Source organism: Candidatus Binatus sp., from assembly GCF_030646925.1.
GTDB lineage: Bacteria > Desulfobacterota > Binatia > Binatales > Binataceae > Binatus.
Genome location: NZ_JAUSKL010000021.1, coordinates 1 through 17374, shown reverse-complemented (window position 1 = coordinate 17374; position 17374 = coordinate 1). Strand labels below are relative to the sequence as shown.

General features: G+C 61.4%; 18 protein-coding genes and 1 pseudogene. 11 read left to right on the top strand and 8 right to left on the bottom strand.

The features are described 5' to 3' along the window. Window position 1 precedes the first annotated feature (1 nt). Complete coding sequence (locus tag Q7S58_RS02425) at window positions 2-691, bottom strand: TetR/AcrR family transcriptional regulator (protein WP_304820438.1); 690 nt, start codon at window positions 689-691, stop codon at window positions 2-4. 153 nt (window positions 692-844) lie between these two features. On the opposite strand from Q7S58_RS02425, the gene Q7S58_RS02420 reads away from it, so the two are divergent. After that, window positions 845-2254 (top strand): amidase, encoded by a 1410-nt coding sequence (locus tag Q7S58_RS02420; protein ID WP_304820436.1) that lies wholly within the window; start codon window positions 845-847, stop codon window positions 2252-2254. Between the two features lie 10 nt (window positions 2255-2264). Here the strand turns inward: Q7S58_RS02420 and Q7S58_RS02415 are convergent, their stop codons facing one another. Both Q7S58_RS02415 and Q7S58_RS02410 read right to left on the bottom strand, forming a co-directional pair. Next, window positions 2265-3506: an aspartate aminotransferase family protein gene (locus Q7S58_RS02415; protein WP_304820434.1), complete on the bottom strand. Its 1242-nt coding sequence runs from the start codon at window positions 3504-3506 to the stop codon at window positions 2265-2267. Window positions 3507-3594: 88 nt separating this feature from the next. Beyond that, the gene (locus Q7S58_RS02410; RefSeq protein ID WP_304820432.1) at window positions 3595-4122 is read right to left on the bottom strand and encodes a macro domain-containing protein; all 528 of its coding nucleotides are present in this window, start codon (window positions 4120-4122) and stop codon (window positions 3595-3597) included. Between the two features lie 102 nt (window positions 4123-4224). Here Q7S58_RS02410 and Q7S58_RS02405 point away from each other — a divergent pair, with 102 nt between their 5' ends. From Q7S58_RS02405 to Q7S58_RS02380, 6 genes are all read left to right on the top strand, one after another. Continuing rightward, window positions 4225-5781, top strand: a complete 1557-nt coding sequence (locus Q7S58_RS02405) for an ABC transporter substrate-binding protein (protein WP_304820430.1) — start codon at window positions 4225-4227, stop codon at window positions 5779-5781. Beyond that, the gene (locus tag Q7S58_RS02400; protein WP_304820428.1) at window positions 5778-6698 is read left to right on the top strand and encodes an ABC transporter permease; all 921 of its coding nucleotides are present in this window, start codon (window positions 5778-5780) and stop codon (window positions 6696-6698) included. The genes Q7S58_RS02405 and Q7S58_RS02400 overlap by 4 nt, the downstream gene beginning before the upstream one ends. Before the next feature lie 125 nt (window positions 6699-6823). Continuing rightward, window positions 6824-7507 carry an ABC transporter permease gene (locus Q7S58_RS02395; RefSeq protein WP_304820426.1) on the top strand — a complete coding sequence of 228 codons (684 nt, stop codon included), beginning with the start codon at window positions 6824-6826 and terminating at the stop codon, window positions 7505-7507. Window positions 7508-7571: 64 nt separating this feature from the next. Beyond that, the gene (locus Q7S58_RS02390) at window positions 7572-8582 is read left to right on the top strand and encodes a phosphotransferase family protein (RefSeq protein ID WP_304820423.1); all 1011 of its coding nucleotides are present in this window, start codon (window positions 7572-7574) and stop codon (window positions 8580-8582) included. A gap of 37 nt (window positions 8583-8619) precedes the next feature. Next, the gene (locus Q7S58_RS02385; RefSeq protein ID WP_304820421.1) at window positions 8620-9042 is read left to right on the top strand and encodes a DUF6285 domain-containing protein; all 423 of its coding nucleotides are present in this window, start codon (window positions 8620-8622) and stop codon (window positions 9040-9042) included. Between the two features lie 13 nt (window positions 9043-9055). Next, on the top strand, window positions 9056-10078 hold the full coding sequence (locus Q7S58_RS02380) for a hypothetical protein (RefSeq protein WP_304820419.1): 1023 nt from the start codon (window positions 9056-9058) through the stop codon (window positions 10076-10078). 21 nt (window positions 10079-10099) lie between these two features. On the opposite strand, the gene mtnA is transcribed toward Q7S58_RS02380, so the two are convergent. The 3 genes from mtnA to Q7S58_RS02365 all read right to left on the bottom strand — a co-directional run bounded on the left by mtnA (window position 10100) and on the right by Q7S58_RS02365 (window position 12701). Continuing rightward, window positions 10100-11134 (bottom strand): S-methyl-5-thioribose-1-phosphate isomerase, encoded by a 1035-nt coding sequence (mtnA, locus tag Q7S58_RS02375; RefSeq protein WP_304820418.1) that lies wholly within the window; start codon window positions 11132-11134, stop codon window positions 10100-10102. 266 nt (window positions 11135-11400) lie between these two features. After that, entirely contained in the window at window positions 11401-11781 is a 381-nt protein-coding gene (locus Q7S58_RS02370; protein ID WP_304820416.1) for a hypothetical protein, read from the bottom strand. Window positions 11782-11942: 161 nt separating this feature from the next. Further along, a complete protein-coding gene (locus tag Q7S58_RS02365) occupies window positions 11943-12701 on the bottom strand; it encodes an SDR family NAD(P)-dependent oxidoreductase (RefSeq protein ID WP_304820414.1) in 759 nt (252 codons plus the stop codon). Between the two features lie 539 nt (window positions 12702-13240). On the opposite strand from Q7S58_RS02365, the gene Q7S58_RS02360 reads away from it, so the two are divergent. Together Q7S58_RS02360 and Q7S58_RS02355 are read left to right on the top strand one after the other, a co-directional pair. After that, window positions 13241-13552 carry an RNA-binding protein gene (locus tag Q7S58_RS02360; protein WP_304820412.1) on the top strand — a complete coding sequence of 104 codons (312 nt, stop codon included), beginning with the start codon at window positions 13241-13243 and terminating at the stop codon, window positions 13550-13552. Window positions 13553-13726: 174 nt separating this feature from the next. Further along, the gene (locus tag Q7S58_RS02355; protein ID WP_304820410.1) at window positions 13727-14659 is read left to right on the top strand and encodes an aldose 1-epimerase; all 933 of its coding nucleotides are present in this window, start codon (window positions 13727-13729) and stop codon (window positions 14657-14659) included. On the opposite strand, the gene Q7S58_RS02350 is transcribed toward Q7S58_RS02355, so the two are convergent. Both Q7S58_RS02350 and Q7S58_RS02345 read right to left on the bottom strand, forming a co-directional pair. Beyond that, window positions 14646-15455 (bottom strand): enoyl-CoA hydratase/isomerase family protein, encoded by an 810-nt coding sequence (locus tag Q7S58_RS02350; protein WP_304820408.1) that lies wholly within the window; start codon window positions 15453-15455, stop codon window positions 14646-14648. The genes Q7S58_RS02355 and Q7S58_RS02350 overlap by 14 nt on opposite strands. A gap of 42 nt (window positions 15456-15497) precedes the next feature. Then, window positions 15498-16553 carry an alcohol dehydrogenase catalytic domain-containing protein gene (locus Q7S58_RS02345; RefSeq protein WP_304820406.1) on the bottom strand — a complete coding sequence of 352 codons (1056 nt, stop codon included), beginning with the start codon at window positions 16551-16553 and terminating at the stop codon, window positions 15498-15500. Window positions 16554-16690: 137 nt separating this feature from the next. Here Q7S58_RS02345 and Q7S58_RS02340 point away from each other — a divergent pair, with 137 nt between their 5' ends. Together Q7S58_RS02340 and Q7S58_RS02335 are read left to right on the top strand one after the other, a co-directional pair. Further along, the gene (locus Q7S58_RS02340; protein WP_304820404.1) at window positions 16691-17131 is read left to right on the top strand and encodes a universal stress protein; all 441 of its coding nucleotides are present in this window, start codon (window positions 16691-16693) and stop codon (window positions 17129-17131) included. Then, a pseudogene (locus Q7S58_RS02335) lies at window positions 17095-17374 on the top strand (hypothetical protein); the annotation flags it as partial. The gene Q7S58_RS02340 and the pseudogene Q7S58_RS02335, both read left to right, overlap by 37 nt.

Sequence of the window (17374 nt, the reverse complement as noted above, 5' to 3'; positions counted from 1 at the left end):
TCTATTGCGGCGTTTGATTGCCCGGCGTTGTGAATAGCGTCCGCTCCACCGTGTCGATCACTTCGCGCTTGCGCCGCTCGATCATCGCGGGCCCGAGCAGATTCATGTTCCACAGCCGCTTGATCATCGCCGCGGTGGTGAAGTAGCCGATCGTGATCGAATTAAGGCTCCACATGAAATGGCGCGGATCGACTTCGGGCCGAAACTCGCCATCGCGCTGCCCGTCGAAAATGAAATTGACCGCGATCGAAAACAGCGGTGGCAGCCGCCGTTTAAGCACCTGCCTCCCCACCCCGCTCTCGTCCGCCATCTCCTTCCACATCAGGCGCACGAAATCTGGGTGGCTCGCGATAAAATCGATCGCGTCGCCCACCGCCTGCCGCATCCGATCCTGCCGGCTATCCCGCCCCCACGCGACCGCGTTGGCGGCATCCTCGAGATTCTCGAACATCTTCTCCAGCACCGCGATGTAAAGCTGCTGCTTCGACGGAAAATGATGCAACAGCGACGGCGCCTTGATGCCGATTCGCTTGGCGATGTCGCGGAGGCTGGTGCCGCGATAGCCGCGCTCGGCGAACAGCCCCTGCGCCACCTGCAGCACGCGGTCGCGCGTATCGGGCGTCCGCCGCAACTCGACGACCTTGCTTCCCGCGCGCGACGCGGAATCTTTCGGATTGCCACGCATCGCCATCGGCCAAATCTATCTAACGGCCGTTAGGCAGTCAATTGAACCGGCCGGCCGGGTCCCTTTGTCGGCTGCGACCGATCGTAGTAAGTATCCACACGGCCGCCGATTCAGCTCCTTTCCTTTGGAAGATGCGCCCGGCGCGCGGGAGGTTCCGCAATGTCCGAACTTTATTGGAAATCCGCTTACGAACTCGCCGCGATGATTCGGAACCGTGAGCTGAAGCCCAGCGAGCTGATGGATCTGACTATCAAGCGAATCGAGCAAACGAATCCGAAGCTCAATGCATTCTGCGCGCTCAGAGGCGACCAGGCGATGCGCGACGCGCGCGCGCTGGATGAAAAAATCGCGCGCCGCGAAGAGGTCGGACCGCTCGCCGGCCTCCCGCTCGGCGTGAAGGATCTCGAAAACGTCGCGGGCTTGCCGACCACCTTCGGCTCCAAGCCATTCAAGGACAACCGGCCCGCGTCGGATTCGGTGCAGGTGTCGCGCCTCAAGGCGGCCGGCGCGATCGTGATCGGCAAAACCAACGCACCCGAGTTCGGCTACACCGGCTTCACCAAGAATTTACTCTTTGGCGTGACGCGCAATCCGTGGAACGTCGCGCGCACTCCCGGCGGATCGTCGGGCGGAAGCTCGGCTGCGATTGCCGGCGGCGTCGTGCCGCTCGCGACCGGCTCCGATGGCGGCGGCTCCGTCCGCATTCCCGCGTGCTACACCGGATGCTACGGGCTGAAGCCCACCAAGGGCCGCATTCCGCTCGATCCGATGCTCGGGATGCAGCAGTGGAACGATACCGCGGTGTACGGGCCGCTCACGCGCACCGTGCGCGACGCCGCGATCTACATGGATGCGGTCGCCGGCTATCATCCGATCGATCCCGATTCGGTGCCTCCTCCGGGAATTTCCTACGCGGCAACTCTGGAGCGTCTCCCCAAAAAACTGCGCATCGCGTTTCATCGCGACTTCGGCCATCACGTTCAGCGCGAGGTGCTCCGCGAAGTCGAAAAGGCAGTCGCCGTGTTCAAGGATTTGGGGCATGACGTGACCGTGCTCGAAGAAGACGTGCCGGAGACCGGTAAGGACTGGATGCGGCTTGGCGGCTCGCAGAGCTACGCGATGCTGCACGGATATATCGACGAGCATCGCGCCGATTTCGGCCGCGCGTTTCTGAGCGGCACCGAAGGCGCGGCCCGCGTCACCTGGCAGCACTATGGCGCGGCGTATCGGCGTCGCCTCGAATTCAATGAATGGTGCCGGCGCGTATTCGAGCGGTTCGATCTGCTGATGACGCCCACGCTGCCGACCGAAGCATTCGCCGCCGCCGGACCACCGCCGAGCGAGATCGATGGTCATCCGCTGAAGGACATTCTCGAAGCGGTGGTGTTCACCTATCCGTTCAACTTGAGCGGACATCCCGGCGCGTCGGTTCGTGCTGGATTCACCGACGCTGGATTGCCGTGCGGCTTACAGATTGTCGCCGAGCGTTATCGCGAGGACCTGGTATTGCAGGCGTCCTACGCCTACGAACAGGCGCGCCCGTGGAACGACAAGTGGCCTTCGATCTGATCCGGCGGCGTTACGCGCCGAACTGATCGCGCACCACCTTGAACGCGCGCTCGGTGACGTTGAGCGTCTGCTCGATATCGCGCTCCGTGTGCGCCGCCGAGATGAACCAGTTGTGGCGCGGCGCAAAGTAAACGCCGTTGCGCGAGCATTCGCCACAGAACACCTTGGCCCGATCGAAGTGACCCGCGTCCGCCTTGAACGTCATGTAGGGAAGCGAAGGCGGCCCCGAGTACACCACCTCGAGGCCTGCGCCGCGCGCCTGCTCGAGCAATCCCGCGCGCAGCATCTCGCCGATCGTGCGCATCCGCTCGATGCCGTTGCTCGCCTGCAGCTCCTTCAAGGTCGCGAGGCTCGCCGCCATCGGCTCCGCGCTGGTGAAATACGAACCGGTGAAGAAAACTTCCTGCGCCGCTTGCTTCAAACTGTCGCGGCCGAGACACGCCGAAAGCGGATACCCGTTCGCAATCGCTTTGCAGTAGGTCGATAGATCGGGACGCACGCCAAACAATTCGCCCGAGCCGCCCATGTGCAGACGGAATCCGGCGCGCACGTCGTCGAGGATGAATACGATCCCGTTGTCGTCGCAAATTGTTCGCACGCCGCTCAAAAATCCTTCCACCGGCAGCTCCGAATCGTGGCCGGCGTCATGCTTGAACGGCGACAGGATCACGCCCGCGATCTTGCCGCGATTCTCATCGACCGCTTGCCGCAGGCTCTCGAGTTCGTTGTAGCGAAAATAGACCATGTTGGCGCGATCCTCCGGCGTGACCCCGCTCGGCACCGGCGTGCACCACGCATGCGCGCCGTGATACGCGCCCGCGCACATCGCGATTTTGCTGCGGCCCGTCGCGTGGCGCGCAACTTCGGTCGCCCACGTGCATACGTCCGAGCCGTTCTTGCCGAACACGGTCCAATCGGCGAACGGCGTGATCGACACCAGATGCTCCGCCAACTCGACCCACACCGGACCCGGCGCGTTGAAGCAACTGCCGAGATTCATCTGTCGTGCGGCCGCCTCTTCTACTTTGGGATGGCGATGGCCCAGCACGATCGGGCCATACGAACACATGTAGTCGATGTACTCGTTGCCATCGACGTCCCAGATGTGCGAGCCCTCGCCGCGCGCGAAGAACGACGGGTAGGCGCCCCTGGTCAGCAAGAGCGGCGTCTGATGCCCGTAGATTCCGCCCGGGACGACTTTTTTGGCGCGCTGCATGAGCGCTTCGCTCTGCTCGAATGTGTAAGGCTTCACGCGGGGTACCTCGCGGCAAGTTGGTTGAATCCTGACGATTCTCGCAAGATTCCTACTGCGGCGCCAAGTGGTCAAGTGCGCGGCGCAATCACGAGTCTTTCATCGACGCGAGCGCTTTCTCGAAAATGTGCAATGAATTTTGATCGAACAGCACGAATTCGACCAATTCCAGCGTCGTCGATTGCTTCAAGTGATCGCGCACTTCTTCCAGCATCACCTGCGCGCATCGTTCGATCGGAAATCCTGCGATCCCGGTGCCGATCGCCGGAAACGCGATCGACTTGAGCGAATTTTCCGCCGCGAGCTTCAGCGAATTCCGCGTCGAGCGGCGCAAATTCTCCTCTGACGTCGATTCACCCAGCCGCATGCTCGCCGCATGGATCACGTGCCGCGCCTTAAGCCATCCTGCGCCTGTGATCGCCGCCTCCCCCAGCGCGATACGCCCGATCGCGTTGCATTCGGCCTGAATACTCGGGCCGCCCTTGGCCCGGATAGCGCCCGCGACGCCGCCGCCCAGCATCAGGTCGTTATTCGCCGCGTTCACGATTGCGTCCACCGGCGCCCCGGTCAGGTCGCCCTGGCGAAGCCGGATTTTCGACCGCCATTCTTGATTCATCGATGCTCTCCCGAAGCGAAAGGACGCTATCCTTCTGCTATTATCGCGCCGATAGCGATGAAGCCAAAACGGCCGCTGCGGATTTCGATGCGGATGAGGACGATGAGTGCTGGGAGGCGGTGGCATGCGCGCCTGCTCGTTTTGACACTGCTCGCGACTTCGGCCTGCGGCGACGCGACCGGTCATCGCTCGGTGGCTACGATCCAGGTCGATATCGAAGGCTCGCCAATCTCGACCGATCCGCGCTTTGCCACTGACATTCTTTCATCGCGAATCAACGAACTGATATTCGACTCGCTGCTCCGCATCGATCGCAACGGCCAGTTTGTCGGGCGCCTCGCGGAGAGTTTCGAGCGTCCTGATGCGACGACGATCGTTTTCCATCTTCGCCGCGGCGTGCGCTTCGGCGACGGCCGTCCGCTGACTGCGCGCGACGTGAAATATACTTTCGACTCGATTCTCGCGCCCGAAACGATGACGCCGAAGCGCGCCGGTCTGTCGCAACTGAAAGCCGTCACCGCCGTCGATGACTACACAATCGAGATGAAGACCACGGACGCCTATGCGCCAGCGCTCGAATTCGCGCTGCAGAATATCGTCCCCGACGGCACTCCGCTGCCCGCGCGATCGGTCGCGATCGCTCCGCCAGGTGCGGGGCCGTTTCGCATGACGAGTTTCAGCCGCGACGAATCCATCGTGCTCGAGCGCAATCCCTATTTCCCCGCTCCAGCCGCCGGTCCTCGCACCTTGTTCTTCAAGGTCGTGCCGGATCCGACCGTCCGTGCGCTCGAGCTTACGGAAGGCGTTGCCGATTTTTCCGAGAACAATATCCAGCCCGACGTATTACCCTATCTCGGCAAACAGCCGCATCTCGCGATTAGCAAGTCGCCCGGGAGTAGCTATCGCTATCTCGCCTTTAACTTTCACGATCCGTACCTTCGCGATGTCCGTGTACGACGCGCAATTGCATACTCAATCGATCGCGTTTCGATTATCCAGTCGATGATAAGAGGCGGCGCCCGCGCAGCAACTGGATTACTCGCTCCGGAGAACTGGGCATACGAAGATAATTTGCCGGTTTACAACTACGATCTCGCAAGGGCGAATACATTGCTCGACCAGGCCGGCTATCCGCGCGGTCCCGGCGGGATGCGCCGTCTCCGGTTCGTTTACAAAACCACGCCCGAGCAATTGAACTTTGCGCAAGCGCTGCAAGCCATGCTCAAGCGGGTTGGTATCTCACTCGATATTCGCAGCAACGAATTCGCGACGTTCTACAGCGACATCCAGCGCGGCAATTTCGATCTCACTTCGATGAATTGGGTCGGCATCAACGACCCGCATCATTACTACATGGTATTCGATTCGAAGATGACGCCGCCGCACGGGATGAATCGCGGCTATTACTCGAATCCCGAAATGGATCGTCTGGTCGAGAGCGGAGATAGCACTCTCGATTTGGCGGCGCGCAAAAATATCTACGCGCAGGTGCAGCGACTCGCCGCCGAGGATTTGCCGTACGTGTCGCTCTGGTGGGACGATACCATCGCGGTCATGAATCGCGAGTTGCGCGGCTTCACGCCGTATCCGAACGGCAGCTTGATCTCGCTGGCGACGCTGACGCTCCAGGAACCCGGCGCTGCGGAGCCCGCCGAGTGATTGGATATCTCGCGCGGCGTCTGCTCGCATTGATCCCGGTCGCACTCGGCGTCGCCACGCTCACCTTCGCGATCATTCATCTGGTGCCCGGCGACCCCGTGATCGCGATGCTCGGCGAGACGGCGGCCCCCGCCGACATCGAAGGGATGCGCCATCAACTCGGCCTCGACCGCCCCATCGTCGAACAGTACATCGACTATCTCGGCGGACTCGCGGTCGGCGATCTCGGCGAATCGATTTCGTACCGTAGACCCGTCTCACGCATCATCGCCGAACGGTATCCTGCCACCATCGAGTTGGCCGCGGCGGGGATGCTGGTCGCACTCCTGATTGCATTTCCGCTCGGTATTATCGCGGGTTCGAGGCCGGGCGGCGTCGGCGATATCGCCGCGATGGGTTTCGCGATTCTCGGCATCTCGGTGCCGCACATCTACCTCGGCCCGCTGCTGATGATTCTCTTCTCGCTCGATCTGCGCTGGCTTCCGCTCACCGGACGCGGCGGTTTCTCGCACCTGGTCCTGCCCGCGATCACGCTTGGCACCGCGCTCGCCGCGATCATCGCGCGGATGCTCCGCCAAAGCTTGATCGGCGTGCGCGAGAGCGACTATATGCGCACCGCGATCAGCAAAGGCCTCAGCGAACGAGCGGCGCTAATTCGCCACGGCCTGAAAAACGCGCTCACCTCGGTCATCACCATCGTCGGCTTGCAGATGGGCGCGCTTTTGAGCGGCACGCTCATCACCGAGATGATTTTTTCCTGGCCCGGCCTCGGCCGCCTGCTGATCAGCGCGATCGGCGCGCGCGATTATCCAACTGTCGAAGGATGCGTCCTGGCATTTGCGCTCACCTACGTCGTGGTGAACCTGGCGACCGATCTTATATACGCACTCGTCGATCCCCGCGTGAGGGTCTCGTGACTCCGCCGAGCCGAAATCCTTCGCTGTTGATCGGAATCGCAATAGTCATTGTGCTGATCGCGTCCGCAATTCTCGGCCCACTAGTATTCCGCGTCGATCCACTGGCTATTGATCTGGCTAATTCTTTGGCCGGCCCGAGTCTCGCTCATCCATTTGGATGCGACGCGCTCGGACGCGACGTGCTCGCGCGCGTGCTGTGGGGTGCGCGACTTTCGCTCTCGATCTCCGCCGCGGTGGTCGCGCTCTCGCTAATCGTGGGGAGCCTGATCGGTGGCGCCGCTGCGCTCTCCGGCCCGCGAATTGATAATCTAGTGATGCGCGCAGTTGATATCGTACTGGCGTTTCCCGGAATACTACTGGCTATTGCGCTCGCGGCGATTCTCGGACCCGGACTGCTCGACCTGGTAATCGCTCTGAGCGCGATGGGATGGACTGGCTATGCGCGAATCGTCCGCGGCGAAGTACTAACTCTGCGCGAACGTGAATACGTACTCGCGGCCGAAACCCTCGGCGCCCGCCAGTCGCGATTGCTATTCCGGCATCTGCTTCCCGGCATCGTCGGCCCGCTGGCAGTGCAGGCAACGTTTGGCATCGGCGGCATCATCGGCGCCGAAGCGGCGCTCTCATTTCTCGGCCTCGGCGCGATGCCGCCGACGCCGAGCTGGGGCAACATGCTCGACGCCGGCCGCGCGTTCCTGCTGGTCGCGCCGCACCTCACGACCGCGCCCGGTATCGCGATCGGCGTCGCGATCCTCGGCTTCAATCTGCTCGGCGACGGCATCGCGCAGGTAGTGGGTCATCGAACTTGATCATGCGCAGCGCTGAAAGTTTGTGCTAGAGCTTTTCATCGGATCGGAGCTCGAGATTCACTGAATGGATAACAACGAACTGACTGAGCGGCTGACCGATTTCATCCGCGCGCAGGGGCCGTTCGATAAAGTCACGATCGAAAATTTCCGCAAGATGCCGGGCGGAGCATCGCGCGAGATCTACTCCTTCGATTGCACCATGGAGCGCGGCGCCGAAGTGACGCGGCGCGGCATGGTGATGCGGCAGGATCCGGGCGCGCACAATATCGCGTCGAATCGCCGTGATGAATTCCTGGTTATCCGCGCCGCCTTCGAAGAAGGCGTGCCGGTGCCCGAGGTGTTCTGGATCTGCGAAGATCCCGCGGTGCTGGGCTCCTCGTTTTTCATCATGGAGCGTGTCGAGGGCGAGACCCTTGCGCGGCGCCTGCTCCGCGACGACGCCTACTCGAAGGCCCGCGCCGCGATGCCCGCGCAGCTTGCGGACATCCTCGCGCGCATTCATCGCGTCGATCCCGTCGCGCATCAGCTTGGCTTTCTTTCCGAGCCGGGCGACAACGCGGCGCTCACCGAAGTCCGGCGTTATGAAGATAATTTTCGCCAACTCGCGCTGGAACCGCATCCGACGTTCGAGCTGGCCTTTCGATGGTTGCTCGGACGAATTCCAAAAACTCCGCGCAAGACGCTGGTCCACGGCGACTATCGAATCGGTAACGTGATTTTTGGGCCCGAGGGCGTGCGCTCGATTCTCGATTGGGAACTCGCGCACATCGGCGATCCGATGGAAGACGTCGGATGGATGTGCGTGCGCGCGTGGCGCTTCGGCAACGATCAGATGCCAGTCGGCGGCCTCGGCACGCGCGAGGATTTTTTCGCGGCGTACGAGAAGGCGAGCGGCGTGGCGGTCGATCCGGAAGCGGCGCGCTTCTGGGAAGTTTTCGGCAATTTGCGCTGGGGTATCATCACGATCAGCCAGGCGCGCCGGCATATGGACAAATTCGTCAACAGCGTCGAGCTTGCCAGTATCGGCCGCCGCACGGCCGAGACCGAACTCGAACTGCTTAATCTAATTGAATAGCAACTGACTAATCCGCTCGCCTTCTGAGTAATCGCCGATGCAGGATAGACCAACTTCAATAGAATTGCTCGAAGCGGCGGCCGATTTCGTCGATCGCGAGATCGTGCCGATTCTCGAAGGCCAGCGCCAGTTCCAATCGCGCGTGGTCGCCAACGTGATGCGCATCGTCGCGCGCGAAATCAAGCTCGAGGATCCCTTCGTGCGCAGCGAGGTCCGTGCGTTGTCCAAATTGCTCGCGCATCCCGAACCTCATGTGCACAGCCTGGACGATCTTTGCAAGGCGGCGTCCAAGCTCAACGCGGAACTGAGCGAAAAGATCCGCGCTGGCGCGGCCGACAGCGGAGCATGGCGCGCCGAAGTGCTCGCGCTGGTTCGCCGCAGCGTCGAAGACAAGCTCAGAATTGCAAACCCCCGCTACCTCGAAAGCGATATCGCCGCGCGGGGAAAAATTCGCAACTGAAAGGAGCACGATCATGGCCGAACGCAAAGTGATGCTGCTGGAGCAGGACGATCTGATGCACGCCAACACCGGCGAATCCAACTTCAACGAAAGCGCGTACTACAATTTCTTCGATCGCGCCCGCCGCGTCGGCGGCTTCATTCGCCTCGGCAATCGCGCCAACGAAGGCTACGCCGAAATGACCGTATGCCTCTACCTGCCGGACCACACGGTCGGCTTCATGTTTCAGCGGCCGGAGATCAAAAACAACGATGCGCACGACGCGGGCGGCGCGAAGTTCGAGGTCGTGAAAAATTTCGATCACCATCGGATCAGCTACAACGGCAAGGTCTGCATCCTGAAAAATCCGCTCGAGATGGCCGATCCGGCGCTGGCATTCAAGAGCAATCCATACTCGCGTGCGAAACTCGAGCTCGACTATCGCGCCACGTCACCGGGGTGGGGCGGCGAGCTGCGCGAGAAGGCCGAGGACGGCACTTGGGCTTCGATAAAATCGTCAGTCGAGGGCGGCGCCGAATTTGCCCGCGGACATTTCGAACAACTCGGCCACGCTACCGGAATACTCACTCTCTCGGCCGGAGGCGAGCAGCGCGAATTCCAAATCGACGGACTAGGACTCCGCGATCACAGTTGGGGACCGCGTTACTGGCAAGCGCCGAAATACTACCGCTGGCTCACAATGAACTTTGACGAAGGCCTGGGCGGGATGGCGACGATTACCGTCAATCGCGACGGCAGCGTGCGTCCGGGCGGATTCATCGCGCGCAAGGGCCAACCCAATCTCAACATCATTAAGGTCGATATCGATACTCAGTTCACCGGCGAGCAACAGCTTCACGACGAAATCAAGGTGACTTGCCAGACCGCCAACGGCGCGGCACCAATAGTCATTTCGGGAAAAATCTTGTCTATTATTCCGCTGCGCAATCGCCGCGCCGGAATAGTCACTCGAATCGCAGAAGGCATGACCGAGTGGAACTGGGACGGGAAGATCGGCTACGGACTTGCCGAATACCTCGACCATCTCGAGGAATAACGGTCGCGCAATCGCATACGTTCAGCTCTTTTCCTTGAGCGCGCGCAAACTCTTCGTGTACGGCGGATAGGCGATGCCGCGTTCGGTGATGATCGCCGTCACCAACTCGGCGGGCGTCACGTCGAACGCCGGATTGTAAGTGAGCACGCCGGCGGGCGCGATTCGCTTTCCGCCGAATTCAGTCAACTCGCTCGCCGCCCGCTCCTCGATCGGAATCGCCGCGCCGTTCGGGCAATTCAAATCGATCGACGAGAGCGGCGCCGCGACGTAGAAGGGCACGCCGTGCCGCCGCGCCATCACGGCCAGCGGATAAGTGCCGATCTTGTTCGCGACGTCGCCGTTGGCCGCAGTGCGATCGGTGCCGACCACCACACAATCGATTTTCTTTTGCGAGAGCACAGTCGCCGCCATGCTGTCGGCGATTATCGTTACCGGAATGCGATCCTTGCGCAGTTCCCAGGCGGTCAGCCGCGAGCCCTGCAAAAAGGGCCGAGTCTCGTCGGCGTACACCTGGATATTTTTTCCCGAGTCGCGCGCCGCCCGCACCACGCCGAGCGCGGTACCGTAGCCCGCAGTCGCGAGCGCGCCGGCATTGCAGTGCGTCAGAATCGTCGCCGGATCGCCGACCAGCTCATTGCCGAATTTCCCGAGCGAGCGATTCACCGCCAAATCTTCCTCGTAGATCGCGATCGCTTCCGCCCGCATTGCTCGAAACAACTCGCCAGCATCGAGTTCCAGATTCGCTTCGAGCACGCGGCCCATCCGATCGATCGCCCACGCAAGGTTAACCGCAGTTGGCCGAGTCGCTTTGAGCGCTTTCGCGACCATCGCGAATCGCGCGCTCGCTTGCGCGTGCGCGGTATTCCTGATGCCCAGCGCAACTCCCATCGCCGCCGCCACGCCGATTGCCGGCGCTCCGCGAATCACCATCGTGCGGATTGCTTCCGCGACGCCCTTGTAGTCGCGATAAGTCCTGACTACTTCGCGCGCGGGGAGTAATCGCTGATCGATCATCCGGACGCTGTTGTCACGCCATTCAATCGTCTTTACGGCCACGTGATCTCACTATTCGGCTGAGTATTTCAGAACTTTGAAGATATACAGATTCGGGAGCGGTCCGATATACAAGCGCGGACCAAAAAGCGCAATCAGGGCAGAATCGCCTGATCAGAGAATGCGAATGTACTGGCTAACGCATTTTCGGAAAATGATACTTCCTTGATCGTGCTCGCGCGCGAATCCTTCGCGGTCGGCTAGTGCGTCATCGATGGCGCTGTTTCAGCATCGACGAGCCAGTATGGCTATTGGGCGCGCGTGCCCGATCACGCTCTCTCGTACACGCCGCGCGCCCGGCGCTTCGCCACCCCAGCATCGATCCAGCGCGTGATCGCCGCAAAGATCTCCGACGGCCGCTTGCCCTTGAGCCCGCGTACGTTGCGGACATCGGAGGCCTTGAACTGTTTTGGCAACTGCGAGAACACGCTCTTCCAGTTGACCCGCCCCTGCGATCCACCGAGCATCCCGTTCGATGCCGCGCTGGCCCGTCCGATCAATGTTCCGAGCCGCGCTTCCTCTTCCTTGAGTTTACTCAGTTCGGATTCCTTACTACGTATTTCCTTGCGCAGATTGACTAGTAATCCGCGCGCCTGCTTTTGAACTTGCTCGAATGCGGATGAGCCTCCACCTGCGCTTTTTCGCGGCATATGCAATCTCCTCCGGCAATAATCAGTGGATATCGCAGATTAACCTACACAATCAGTATCAACACTACAAGCATTCATCAATTCTCTGATTGTCTGATTCCCCGGCGAATGGATATAGCATCTCAATCGTTGTAGTCATCGCGCAAACCTACTCGCATCATTCAAGGTACTACTACAGATCCGCCACTGATACTGACCACTTCGCCGGTAATGTAGGACGACATGTCACTAGCCAGAAAGAGCGCGAGATTAGCTACATCGCGCGGTTCACCCAGGCGTCCGAGCGGATTGCGCTTCCTCGCGGCTTCGAACATTCCCGGCGGATAGATTCGTTCCAGGAATTCATTGTAGATGACGCCCGGCGCAATTGCGTTCACCCGGATTCCCTTGCCCGCGAGCTCCGCCGACGCCGCGCGCGTCAGCCCCATCACTCCGGCCTTGGCCGCACAGTAAGGCGCCTCGCCGTCGCCCGCCGCGATCCATCCGGCCGCCGACGCCATGTTTACGATCACGCCCTTGCCGGATTTCATCATGTGCGGCAGCACTGCCCGAATCATCCAGAACGTCCCGCGCAGGCAAATGTTCATCACCAAGTCCCAGGTTTCATCCTTGCACTCCCAGATCGGCTCGAGCTTGTTGATGCCGGCGTTGTTGAACAGGATGTCGATTTTTCCATACTTCGCGACTGCCTGCGCGACCGCGTCCTCGATTTGCGAGCGCTGCTGCACGTCCACCGCGATGCCCATCACCTCGCGCTTGAACTGCTTGCCAAGTTCCGCGGCGACTTCGACGGTCCGCCGCGGATGCGCGTCGGTCACCACGACCTCCGCTCCCTCCTCGAGAAACCGCGTAGCCACTGCCCGCCCGATACCCGCGCCGGCGCCCGCCGTTACGATTGCAACTTTGCCTTCGAGTAGCATGGATGAACACCTCCAGACAGTTGAGTTATCGACACTCTGTTTGCTCGTTTGTCACTTTCCGGATTGCTTTGATTCGTCGAGAAATCGAATAACGGTTACTTTCCGTAAACCTGCATAAACACTATTGACCAACTTATAGAGAATTACCCTGTATCATGGCAAGGCCGATGAAGTCTCACTGCCGATCCCGATTGTCGCCGCACCGTTAGCTACTCGGGAGCAAAGCGGCTCAAATGGCTATAGTCACTCGGATGCGCAATCTCTTGCTAACACCTCAAGCGCCGCATAGCTGACCGATACTTGGTCGCCCCGGCCGGCGCCTTCTGAGTACTCGAAAAAAATTCGGTCCGCGCCCGAAAAGCACTGTTGTTAGTCGTGACACGGTGCTATAAGCATGGCCGGAATCGGGATAAGATGCGCGCCGAAGAGGTTGCCCCGCCGCTTGATTGTCCGCACGACAGTTCAGGCCATAGACTGCCAGTTGCTATAGACAGTTTGCCCGCCGGGTATCGACTACAGCGCGCCAGGAGAGAAGGGTAATGGGCCGCAGACTGTATGTTGGGAATCTGGCGTGGACGGTCACCGATCAGGACCTGCTCGACGTATTCTCCGAAGCGGGCAAGGTGGACAGCTCACAAGTCATCATCGATCGCGCGACGAATCGCTCGCGAGGGTTCGGGTTCGTCGAAATGGCGACTGACGACGCGGCTGAAGGCGCCATCAAAAAACTGAACGGCAGGGATATCAAGGGCCGGCCGATTCGCGTCAACGAGGCGCAGGCGCGCGCCGGTGGCGGCGGTGGAGGTGGCGGGGGCGGAGGAGGCGAACGGCGCGGTGGCCGCGATCGCTAACTGATCCAGTTCTGCACGCGCGGTTCGGCGGCAGGCGCCTTTTTCCTGCCGCGCTCGCCGCACAACCGATGGACGTACAATCCGCGTTCGAAGCGCACCTTTCTGACCTGCACATTGCCCCCGATCGTTTGACCGGATTTCTCACCCGCCGCTTGGGCGCGTTAGACTTGGCCGATGGAATTGATTGCGATTGAAGCTCAAGCCGAGCGCGCCGTGATTGTCCCGGACGCGGGATTCCAATGCTTCAGTTATAAGGTGGGCGCGCTCGACGTGATCGCGGGCCCAACGAGCCCCGAGTCGTGGCGCGCGCATCCTCATCGCGGCGGAATCCCAATCCTGTTTCCATGGCCGGGGCGAATCGCCGGCGCGCATTTCACCTTCGACGGCCGCGAGTATCGCGTACCGATGAACGAATCGGCGCGCGGCAACTCGATTCACGGCTTCGCGTGCGAGAAACCTTTTCGCGTTGCACGGCGCGGTCCGTACTTCATCAGCGCGATTCTCGATTCCGCCGAGCATCCTGAAATTGCGGCGGTTTGGCCATGGCCATTTGCGCTCGAACTTGATTACGAAATCGGAAATGGCCTTCGCCTGCGCGTGCGAATCAGGAACACCGGCGACACTGCGATGCCTTTCGGCTTCGGCGCACATCCTTACTTTCACGCGCCGCTCGATCCATCCGGATTGCGAGCCGCGATGCTGGTTCAACTCGACGCCGACGCGCGATGGCCGCTCGATTCGCGGTTCGTCCCGACTGGCGCGACAGAATCTCTCGCGGGCAAGTACGATTTGCGCGCGCCGCGCCGGCTCGATTCGCTCACCTACGACGACGCCTTTCGCATGACGACGCCGAGCGACTCGGCGAAACCGCGCGCGCGATTGATCGATCCCGCAGGAAAAATCGCAATCGACGTGCTCGCCGATCCGGCGTTCCGCAATTTCGTCGTCTATGCCCCGCCCGACAATCCCGTCGTCGCGCTCGAGCCCTACACCTGCGCGCCCGACGCCTTCAATCTCGCGGCCCGCGGCATCGACGCCGGGATGCGGACGCTCCGCCCCGGCGAGCTCTTCGAAACGGGCTTCGAGATTCGGCTCAGCGCCCCTTGAAGCGCGGATCGCGCCGCTCTGCCAGTGCGCTCGCGCCCTCTTTGAAATCCTCGGTCATCAACAGCGAACTCTGCGCGAGCACTTCGAGTTCCTGAAACGTCATCTTGTCGAGGCCGTAGCCGCGATCGATGATGCGCTTCGCGAGCCCGACCGCCATCGGTGCGTTGCGCGCCATCTCGCGCGCCAGCTCTTCTGCCGCCGCGATATGCGCGCCGTCGGCAACGACCCGATTCACCAGTCCGATTCGTTCCGCATCCTCAGCGCCGATCATGCGCGCCGTCATGATCAATTCCTTCGAGCGCGCATAGCCGACGGTTCGCGTGAGACGCGTCGTCCCGCCGACATCCGGCACCAGCCCGATACGCACTTCGGGCATCCCGAGCCGCGAGCCGACCGCCGCGATCCGCGCATCGCAGGCCAGCGCGAGTTCCAATCCAAGTCCGCCGACGAAGCCATGCAGCGCGCCGATCACCGGCTTCTCGATGCTCTCGAGGCGGTTGAGCGACGCTTGCGACTCGTGCACGAAGCGCCGGAACCGCGGCATGTCCGGGCCGCCGCCTGCGCCGCCTTTCGCGCCGGTATCGTTCGCGAGCGAAGTGAAATCGATTCCGGCTGAGAACGCCTGGCCTTCGCCGTAAAGAATGATCGCGCGCACCTCGGGCCGATCGACTTCGTCAAGCGCTTCGGGAATCGCGCGCAGCATCGCCTGATTGATCGCGTTGCGCTTTTCGGGCCGGTTCAACCCGATATACGCCAACTCGCCTTCGATTCTAATTTTGAGTATTGAGTCCGCCATTTTCGAAACCTCACTCGAATAGTCACTGATGCCCGCGGCGCGTCAAGGTTTGAGCAGCACCTTCATTACATTGTCGGTGCGCGCGTCGAAGATTTCGTATCCCTTCGCGGCCTGGTCGAGCGGCAGGACGTGGCTAATCAACGGCCGCGGATCGAGCGCGCCGCGCTCGATTAATCGCGCCAGTTCAGGAATGTGCGCATTGATGTTCGCGAGCCCGATCCGGAACGTCAGATCGCGCCCGAACGCGTGCCCAATCGGAAAATTGAACGACGGCGCGCCGAATGCCCCGATCACCGATACCGTTCCGCCGCCGCGCACCGACATGATCGTCGCGTTGAGCGCGCCCTCGTTGCCGACCGCCGCGATCGCGACGTCTGCGCCGCGCCCTTCCGTCCGCGCGAGAATCGTCGCCTGCGCTTCGCCCAGGTTCACCGGATACGCGCCTAGTTTGCGCGCCAGCTCCAATCGATACGCGATGCTATCGACCGCGATCACTTCCGCCGGTCCGAACAGCTTCGCGCTCATGATCGCGCAGAGGCCGACCGGACCGCAGCCGAAAATCGCGACCGTATCGCCGGGACGGATATTGCCGTTGACGGCGCCGAAAAAACTCGTCGGCAGGATGTCCGCGAGAAAAACCGCTGCGTCGTCGTCGATCGCGTCCGACAGCGGATAGCAGGTGTAGTCCGCCATCGGCACTCGCACCGCCTCCGATTGCTCGCCGCCGAGCCATCCGAGTTTGCCCGCCGAAGCTTTGCCGTAGCCAAAAACCGCCGAGCCGCTCTCGGCGCATTGCGACGGCTGTCCGCGCCGGCAGAAGAAGCATCCGCCGCACGCGACCAGGCCCGAGACCACCACGCGCTGCCCCTTCTTCAACCGGCCGACGTACCTGCCGACTTCCTCGATCACGCCGACGCCCTCGTGCCCGAGCACGAAGCCCGGCTCGATCGGGAACGCGCCGTGATAGAAGTGCAAATCCGAGCCGCAGATCGCCGCGCGCGTGATTCTTACAATCGCGTCTTCGGGAGTCTTGAGCGACGGATCTTCGAACCGTTCGACGCGCACGTCGCGAGGCCCATGAAATACGGTTCCTTTCATATCCCGGCGCCCTCTCTCAAGCCCGTTTCGGCGATTCGATTTGCGATCAACCGGACAATGGCACAGATGCGAACCGGTTTGCAGGTCTGGCCTGCGGGCGTGATAAGATCGCCCAAATTCATTCCGGGAGGCATGCGATGATTCAGGAAATCAGAAAAATCCTTGCTCCGATCGATTTCTCGGATTTCTCGATGGACACACTGCGCGGAGCGATGGAACTGGCGCAGGATGTGAACGCTGAGTTGCATATCGTGCATATAGTCGCCCCCCACTTCGCGCTGCTCGAGAAATCGCGAGAACAGGTTCGCGAGACGCTGATGCTCGACGAATCGGAGCAGGAGCTATCGCGCATCAAGAAAGAACAATTCGCGAACTCGCCGAAAGTAATCATTTACGCGGAAATCGGACCGCCGGTGCCCAAGCTAGCCGCCTACGCCAAAGAGCATCAGATCGATCTGATCATGCTGGCGACGCACGGCCGGACCGGGCCTCAGCACATCATGATCGGCAGCGTCGCCGAGAAGCTGGCGCGGCTCGCGCCATGTTCCGTATTGGTGTTCCGCCGCCGAACTCCCTAGAGAGAGGCATCCGGCAGTCGACCAGCAAGGCCGGAAGCTACGATCCCGTGCTGATGGATATCCAGAAGCCGGTGATGGACGGGCTCGAAGCAACGCGCACGATTCGCGATTGGGAGACAGCAACGCAACTTTCCGCGGATGCCGATTGTCGCGCTTACCGCGGCTGCGCTCGCCAAAGCGCCCGCCATATCGAGATCGATCTGCTAGTAATGCCTGCCTGCGGTTCAGCGCGCCAGGAGATAC